Source organism: Ruegeria sp. BHSA123 (genome assembly GCF_059613425.1).
The window spans coordinates 23,938-32,709 of sequence record NZ_JBXWSL010000034.1; the positions used below are offsets into that span (position 1 = coordinate 23,938).

General features: G+C 47.8%; 4 protein-coding genes and 1 pseudogene. 1 reads left to right on the plus strand and 4 read right to left on the minus strand.

The features are described 5' to 3' along the window. Nucleotides 1-6: 6 nt before the first annotated feature. The 4 genes from AC2FNC_RS14940 to AC2FNC_RS14955 form a co-directional block, all read right to left on the minus strand. Nucleotides 7-1,161: an RES family NAD+ phosphorylase gene (locus AC2FNC_RS14940; RefSeq protein ID WP_496715747.1), complete on the minus strand. Its 1,155-nt coding sequence runs from the start codon at nucleotides 1,159-1,161 to the stop codon at nucleotides 7-9. A 409-nt stretch (nucleotides 1,162-1,570) separates the two neighbouring features. Further along, nucleotides 1,571-3,886, minus strand: coding sequence for an nSTAND3 domain-containing NTPase (locus AC2FNC_RS14945; RefSeq protein ID WP_496715749.1), 2,316 nt, complete (start codon nucleotides 3,884-3,886; stop codon nucleotides 1,571-1,573). A 293-nt stretch (nucleotides 3,887-4,179) separates the two neighbouring features. Continuing rightward, a complete protein-coding gene (locus tag AC2FNC_RS14950; RefSeq protein ID WP_496715750.1) occupies nucleotides 4,180-5,529 on the minus strand; it encodes an AlbA family DNA-binding domain-containing protein in 1,350 nt (449 codons plus the stop codon). A 267-nt stretch (nucleotides 5,530-5,796) separates the two neighbouring features. Next, nucleotides 5,797-7,827, minus strand: coding sequence for an ATP-binding protein (locus tag AC2FNC_RS14955; RefSeq protein WP_496715752.1), 2,031 nt, complete (start codon nucleotides 7,825-7,827; stop codon nucleotides 5,797-5,799). Between the two features lie 533 nt (nucleotides 7,828-8,360). Here AC2FNC_RS14955 and AC2FNC_RS14960 point away from each other — a divergent pair. Continuing rightward, nucleotides 8,361-8,537, plus strand: a pseudogene (locus AC2FNC_RS14960) (integrase core domain-containing protein); the annotation flags it as partial. Nucleotides 8,538-8,772 lie beyond the last annotated feature (235 nt).

Consider the following 8,772-nt stretch of genomic DNA (forward strand, 5'->3'; position numbering starts at 1 on the left):
GACAAATTATGGCTGTATTCCAGTTGGGACGTCAGAGGAGTTATATAGTAAGCTGTCTATTCTTCTGACGGTCGAACTGCTTTCGTCAAACTCAAAGTTATGTGGATTGAAACAGCAAAAGTTCTCGCCCTTCCCAACAGAGCTTCGGTAAATAACACCATCAAATCCACGCCGAATTAGCACGTCAGAAAGGAGCTGAGTCGCCGAGTAAAGGTGCCGCTCTTCAGGTATAATCTGAGCGCTCAGCAAAGAATCGATGTGATAAATCAGCGCGTAAAGCTCAAGTCGGGTGTCCGAGCCGGCGAAATGACCAATTGGGAGATCAAAGCGGGCAACTCGGAGATCTTGAGACGCTCGAAATCCTCCGATGGAGACTAGATGACTCGGGTGCGGTCTTATTTCAGCTACCGCGGTATCGATTTCAGAAGCGAGGTACAAAACAGAGACCCCTTCGCGATTCGTGCGACCCGCTGACGCTAGCGTGGGAGGTAAAGCACCAATGTCCGTGCCCGTGTAAGGTTTGGCGACCCGAGTAACGCTGTCCCATTCATATTGAACGGTCATATCCTCAACGCCAATCCTACCTCGATACCAAAGAGTCCCCGCCTGAACAGTAGACGCCACTTCACCTTCGATCTCGTCGACCAACTCCTCCATGGCTGCTTCAACCGCGTGAAAGTTTTCAAGCTTTAGACGTCGCTCAACACCTCGTAAGTCTTTGTTAGTAGTCTTCGGAATCGAAAATTGATGGTAGCGTAGACCGCTTTCGTCGTGGCCCGCGAACAAACAGATTCCTTTGTCTGGATCAGGATAGATTTCCCCTTCCCATGTTACCCGATGAATGAATTCGTCGTTGAACTCCGTGGATTTTGCCACTTCTAGGATCGGGTTTTCTTCACCGAGAAGGATATGATCAATCGAAGAACCGCCCCAATGATGATTGTAGTCTTTTTCATCGAAGTGAAGGCGTATCAACGCCCTTATCAAATTCCTTAACAGCGCAAATCTTTTTGGATTGAAAACACCTCTTTCAGTTCCTCCACAAACGCCGCAGACTCCTTCCCCTAGATCACTCAGAACCAAGTCTCGTACTTCAGGGTGCCTAGCGCATGCTGCACAAAGGCTTACCTTTTCGGTCGTCAAGATTTGCTCATCGTCCATTCAATCTGTACCTTTTTCTTACTTCGTTTTTTCAATTGAAATCACTGCATCGATCCTACACCTGTTGAGGCAACGTGAACGCCGCTACGCGGAGTGGAACATGCCTGGCAACGACTATCAGAGAACGCTAGGTTTTGGTTGAGGACGTGGGGCGTTGTTTGGATAGAAACCGATATAAAAAGGCGAGCCCAGAACGGACATTACAGCGATAGTCAAGTGCGGCTGCTGTGTGCAGAAAGTGGGCTTTGCAAAGTCGAAGAGGGGATCCCTTACAACCCAGAGGAATTACCTCAGACCGGCTATCTTGAGGAGACACCGGATGCTGCGTTGCAAACCATAATAGGTGCCCTAAGCCAGCGCCAGATTTCAAAGACTGTGCCATAAACGTTTAATACCCGAAGTCTTAAAATCATTTCTTTAATGATGAAAACATATCGCCCAAGTCTGCGTCGGAAAATCCACCTACAGCCCTTTCCAAACGACTGGAGTGGATATCAGAGCCCGACGCAGAATCTACGCTTTGAGAAGAACGCCGCAAGCCGCCACCGTCTTTGAATTCCTGCATCTGCTGATCATGCAGTTGCTGTATATTCCACATGTCCTCTTCAAGTTCTTGGCGCTTCCAGCCACCGATGGGTCGCCCTAGATAATGCTCAATTTTGTCCATCTCTTCCAACCAAGAGCCAATTGCTGCCTCTCGATCCTCGTGGCCTGATATGCCGGAAATCTCCAAGCTTTCGACACTCTCGGTAACCGCCTCTTCAAACTGTTCTTGCAAGCATTCCGGCAGGTCATCTCTGTACATGGCGAGATTGTCAGCAAGTCTGCCCAATTCTTCTATTTCCAAGACGTACCCTCTATTTGACAGGTACCTATAGAGTTGAAGCCGAAGCAGCCTCCCGAAAGCGCGTGCACTCTGCAATTCACTGTACTTCCCAAACATCAGGTCATCTATGAGATTAGGTAGATCCACCTCATTGATCCAATAGTTGGTCGATAGTCCACCCTTACGCAAAAAACCGATGAAGTCGGTCTGCTGAGACTTGAGAATGAGGTCACCAATAAACGGACCCAAGTCTTCTAGAGCTTGTCGGCCACCCACTTCTCCAGACTGTATCTGAGAAAGGATAACAGCTGCTGTTTCAGATAACTTGGAAGGATTTCTATCGAAAAACTCAGAAGCTGCTTTCCACAAGTCTTCTGCATTTTCGAGAGTATTAACTGATCGGGCCAGCCGCTCCATAATTTTCGCATCTTTCACTTGCCTGGCCAAAAAGTCCTGCACCGACGGATTAATGAAATTGACCTTCCCACCTTGGAGCACAATGAACGAAGATTTGATTTCACGAAGTGCATCTTCAAATCTATTTTCAGAAATGCTGCTGTCGCTCTTGATATTAAAAGCAACTAACGCCCTTTCGAAAAACCTTCGCAACTTCTCCGCGATGATACCTCTGTTAGGGAAGCCCTCATGTCTCGAAAAATACATGCAGTAGAGCAATACACGCGCCTCCTGACTGATGTGTTGCCTAAAGGGTTTTTCCCAAACCTTTTCAGGGTTATCAAGGGCCTTCAGAAACGAACGTGGGTAGTCTTCAGGTGCGGTATCTCTAAATCGAATATGGTCCGTCATCCATTGCACGATGCGTGGCATGTAGTGCGGATGGTCAACTATGCGAGCAACGTGATCCCCCACCAAGAGCGCCGCAATAGCGCTTTCCTCAAGTCCAGAATGGTATAGGTGATTATATAAAATTCTAGCTTTGATCTCTCTAGTGTAAATATCGAGATCAAGAATCATTTCAGTTAGTTCTACTTGCTCATCATCGAGTGCTTCAGATGCAGTTCGCGCGGTTTCAAAAATGTACTTGCGTGTAGTTAGGATGAACCGTTTTGTACTCCTACCCGAGACGAGCCGCATAAATTCAGTGATCTTTGCGTCATCTTTGGCCAGTGATTTTACATCGAGTTTGATTTTTCCGAGGAAGTCGTCGAAGATAAAAACCTGCCTGTTTTTGGGGTGAAAGGCTTCAAAACCTTCTTCAATGCTACTTATCGCGACAAGCTCCCAGTCGTCTTCGCAGTATTCGGCAGCCAACACTTGCGCCAACGTCGTCTTGCCTACGCCGGGCGGACCTGAGATTATTAAGCAGTGTTGTCTTTTTAGGATGTCGGCGGCCTTGGGCAAGCTTGGATTGGCAACAAAAACCTTCAGTATCCGCTCAATGCCTTCTTTAGTTGCTTCAGTAAAAACGGCTATGTCATTAGTTAGTAGTCTCTGAAGCACTGCCGCGCTTGAAAGCCAGAGTTTGATGTTGCGCTTTTCGACTTCACCGTGCCTTCTCAGTAGAGCATTAATTTCAGCTCGGCCGAGAATTTTTGACGCTGCCACAGAAGGGTGATTTAGCAGAGTTTCGAGGGTCTCTTTTCTAGCAGGTGTCAACTTTTGCGATGTTAGGAAGTAGTACTTGCTCGGCTTAAGCTTATGAATTTTTGGAGACTCTTTTTTTGCTGAGGTCTTCAAGTCAGCCCATGTGCTGTTTCTATAATGTTTGGCCTGAAGAATTACATCGCCTGCCGCGCTGCTATGACGTGCATCTATTCCACCATCCGCGCCTTCCGAAAATGTTTCAAACCTTACGCCGCATTCCGCGCTCATAAGATCAGCTACGAGAGCTTCAAATTCGATAGGTGATAGGTTTCCAAAATCGTATTGCTCGGCCATCAAAAGTCTCGGCTTCATCCATCATCACAACAGCAGTTAGCTTATGCGCAGTATAACTTGAAGGCACAGATAACGTTTCAGCTAAAGATTGCATCCCTTGACGGTAGAGGGCGCAACACTGAACGGACGCTCAGATACGAAACTATACTTTCCATTCCTCTGGTTTTGGGGCGAGGCGATTTTTACTGGTATCTGGGTTGATGACAGCAGCCCAAATAGCGGCGATTAGCTTCGCTCCGAATTCTAAAGCCGCATTAGGGAAGGCCTTTCTGCACCACAGAACGCCAAAGACATCAATTTGCCTCGAGACTATGAACAACGCTTTCTGCGGTGACAGCGGGTCCTTGGGTTAGTTTGTTCATCGGTTGAATGATAGACGCGATGGCCGAACTGCGGGTCTCAGCAGCCAAGTCCGCTGCTTTCAGAACAATGTCGATTTTCTTGGTGTTCTGATGAGCCCGGTAGTCCATACTGTAGTGCACCCGGATGTTAGTGGACTTGAGATTTCGCCCACTTAGACCACTGAACAGCACGCGAACTCGGATGTCCCCAGTGAAGTTGAAATAGTCAGCAATGTGTTTCACGGTCGCGAGAAAGCTGTTTGCATAGGAGATTTGCTGCGCAATCCAGATGTGCTGACCTCTCTCCCACACGAGTGACGACCTGTTCTCGACGGCGCGCTTGATCCATTCCGTGTCTTCCCAATATGAAATGACTTCTGTTCCACTCAAGCATTCGCTTAGTCGCCAAAGTGCCCGATGATCGAAGTCCGAGGTATTCACATGAACTTCGAGCCCGTCCTGATCCGCAACTTCTCTTACAAAGGGGCGATATGGCGAATTGAAGTCGTTTTCGAAAAAGGTATGGGCGCCGCGCGTGTCTTGCGGACGATTTCGCAAGCACTCATTTAGTTGATCGATTGAGACCGGATTGGCGTCAACTAGTTGGAAGCCATATGCGATAAAGCAATTCGTGAGATCAATCTCATACGGATGATCCTGAGCCTCGTCCTTCCACCGATCAAGCGCGTGTTCAAAGTCTGCGTCAAAAACGCTTTGCTCTTCACTTTCCGACATATGTCGAGGTTGTTCGATCATCGTGGATAAAGCGCCAAGCAATGACATCTTGTCGGCCAGTACGCAGCGTCTGATCACGTCCTGCCATTCATCCGGTGCCTCAATGGGTGCAGAAACAGGCCCAGCCTTGCGAATGTAATGGACACCTCTTGCAACACCTTGCGTTCGTCCGCGTTCGTCGTTCGGGCCGTTTTTTCTTCCGCAAACCGGTGAGGTACCACACGATGGAACCCTGATGATTGGAACTGCAAAGTCTATTCCATTTGGTTGTTGCATGCTGACAGTACAGTGTGGGGCTGGTTGCAGGTAGGTTGCCGCGATTTGGTTAATTTGATCTTGGTCGACACCAGTAATTTCGTCAGGAAGTGAGTCGGGATACGATCCGTCGTCTTCGCGTCCTAAAACGATCCATCCACCTCCATGATTGGCCAGCGCACAGATTTCCTTCGCAAGTTTCGCTTTACCGACGTTTTCGTTCAGCGGAAGGGATCGCTTGAATTCGACATCTAAGTCTTCGTTTGGAAACTCAAGGGCCTGGCTGAAATCTAGTAGCAGTTGGTCGGGCATATTCTTTCTAGACTTGTTTGTTACTTTAAACTGTTAGTGAATACAGAAGAGCGGGACATGGAATTGCATCGTCTTCACTCAGAGTTTCACCAAGCTTTGTCGTTTAGCAATGACTGGTTTGACCGTGCTCTCACCCCTCAAGCGTCGGGCGGCATTGGTCACTTTGGGTTCAGTGTTTTGTTCACTGCATATGCAAAAATCTCTGTGCTGTTTTAGTAAGTTCGACTTCCACACGGCCCATGGTTCAAGGAAAACGATTTGCCAGCTTTACTCAGCTGCTGAAAGCGTGCCTTTTGGCTTTAGATCGTAGCTCGACTGGCTATCCAGTATCTTCACAAAGGCTTCATTCCGATTACTTGCACGATCAACCAACCTGTCGAAAGCTAACACCTCAATTATGAGATTCAGCTCTTTATAGTAGCGGTAGGCCATTTGGCCACCGAAGTTGGTGAGAATGAAGTCTTCAATTTTCAGATATCGCTCAAGTTTAGTGTTCCAATCAGCCAAGATGTAGCCGCGAACCATTGATGTTTCTTCAATGATCCTTTCTCGGCCGCCTGAATCAATGATCTTGCCGCGTTCACGGATATCCATGATTTGGTTTTTTAGTTGATCCACCGGATTCTTGGTGTCGGCTTCCTTTGAGCTATCGTAGTCTTTCTTTTGAGGGCGTTTCATTTCGACCACCATCAATTCATTTTCATTGTTGATAAGTAAGTCGTGGGCAAATTGGCCCTTCTTTCGCGCGGTACCTTCCGGTGTTCGGTCGCTGGAAATGTATCTGGCATAGGCCAAGTCGTCGTCAATCAACCAAAGATTATGTGAGGAATAGTCTATCTGCTCGCTGTCCTTGTAGCGGGGGTAAATCAACTGATGGACTTTATCTTCCGTCGCAAGACCGTCTTCATTTCTGTTCAACATTTCCCTGAAAACTTTGATCACGTGATTGCGGTAGGCAACGTACACAGCCAGCGCCTCCTTGGCATCCTCAGGTATTTTGTTTCGTACCACATGCACAAGGTCCTCGATACTGGTGTCTTCACCCAGTTTCGTGAAGTCAAATTTTTGCCGGAAACGCTCTACAAACAAGTCTTGTGCAAGTTGCTCGCGCGTCTCAGTAATCCCCCGCTTTTTGACAAACTCTTCGGTACTCTTGCCCGCCAAACCACGCCTTAAAAGCGGGTCAATTGCAATAAGGTGGTCAACCTGTTCCTTCATTTTAGCTCGACGACCGGAGGTGTACGATTTTTCAAGCTCTAAAATGTGGGCTTTGGCGAAGGCTATCAGATGCTCTTTGACCGTCTTCTTTTTCTTATTGTGTTCAACTTTACCATGCAGGTTGATGATCCGATCCCGCGATTGCGACGATTTGAAGAAGTCGCTGGAAACAGCCACGAGGTAGTAGTACCGCTCTTCGTCGTCCCCTTTCTTTTCCACGAAGGGCTTGGCATTCAGTCCCGATGAGATGTTTTCAAGTTCACTCGCGGCGCGATTGTTAGCGTAAAAATATAGCCGATGCTTCTTAGCGTGCTCTTCGCCAACCTTGAAGTAGTCAAAGGTGAAATCGACGGTTTCAGTCCCAATTTTAAGGTTTTCGATACGCTTACCGCCAACCGCCAATGATTCATGGAAATACTTGTAAAGGTTGAAGTCAGCACCTTCGATTCTCAATATAAAGTGCTTGGGGACTTTTCGTTGTATAAACTCGATAAGGAAGTGGTCCAGCACAGCGGATACGATGTCTTCGGCGGTGTGACTGTGCTTTCGATCTTTGCCTTCAAAAACAAAGTAATCCTCAAAGTCGGCTTTGGGCGACTTCATAAGCACTGTTACGCCCGTATCATGCTGGTGCGCACCTGCGCCTTTGGATTCCGTGACCGTGATCAAGTTGTCGTCGTCCGAAAAAGGATCGTATCGGTAACACCCCTTTGTCAGTATCCCGTCGGCTTGTTTTTGCCCTGACGAATAGAAGATACGGCTATACACCTTGAACGCCATGAACCGGCCAAATCCTTTCCCCCCTCGTTCATACTTGTTCCCAGTCAACGGGGTAAGAAATGCTGACAGATTGACTTCATCAAATCCATTCCCGTTATCCACAACGCGAACCTCTCGCGTAAGTGCATCAAAGGTTACGTCAATACGTCCTTTTTCCTCCAATTCATCTCCAAAACGCTCTTCGATGGAATGAATTGCATTCCAAATCGCTTCGTACATGGGAAAGAGGAAGCCATGTAGCCCGTCAGGCAGAACAGCGCGTTTGACTTCGGACGCCAAATCAATCGTCTTATGTTTCAAATCAAAAACACCTTTCTAAAATACCTCTTACGCGAATAATCAGTGTGCCGCTGCCACCTTAGCGGTACTACCGTGGAATCATAGGCGTTTTTACCGTGGCGTTGCAGCAGTACGATTAGTCGCACCGCCTTTGCCACACTAATGGGTGCATTTCTGAAGAGGTTGGGGCTTGCTGGACGACGGTGAGCGATTGGACTAGCCTGCAGTGAATTGGACAAAAATAGACACTGAGGGATGATTGGTGCGATTCCAAAACGCGGAATCACATAAATAAATCAAATACTTGAAATAATATGAGAATTCCACTGGGGGTATTTTGTGGGGTATTGAAGGCAATTAGATATGACTTTCGCGTTTAATTTCAGATGTTTACCGTATTTTTCCGATTCCGCCCCCGGCACCATAAAAATCTCCTAATTTTATGATTATAATGAATAAATCATGCATCGGGCTTAACTTATCCACCCAAATATCCACCTTTTGGACTTAGGTAGGCTAGCGACAGTGGAGCCTTGCAACCTGATGCACGGTGAAAGCTAGCGCTCTGGCGATACGACTACAACAACGTTAGGGCGCACTCATCGCTCGGCAACCAAACACCCGTAGAAGCGCGTCGAACGCTTGAGCAATTTGATGGCTCCGCGACCGACGCGCTTACCCAAAACGACGAAGAGGAATATGAAAATCAGACCCGCAGACTCTCGTTATAAATGAGGGAGCCTCGGGGCAGGTCACTTCCCAAGCCGGAATGACGATTCGACGAATGAATGATCGCAGCGCCAGGGCGGACTTCGCTACCTTTCAAGGCGTCATCACAAGGAATGCGTAGTTTCTTAGGGTCAGGATGCATTGATTTCCCGAGCGCTGCGTGTTTCACGGCTCTGAAAACAGAGCGGTGACATGAGCAATCCTTTCTGGCTGACCGACGCACAGATGGCGCGTCTG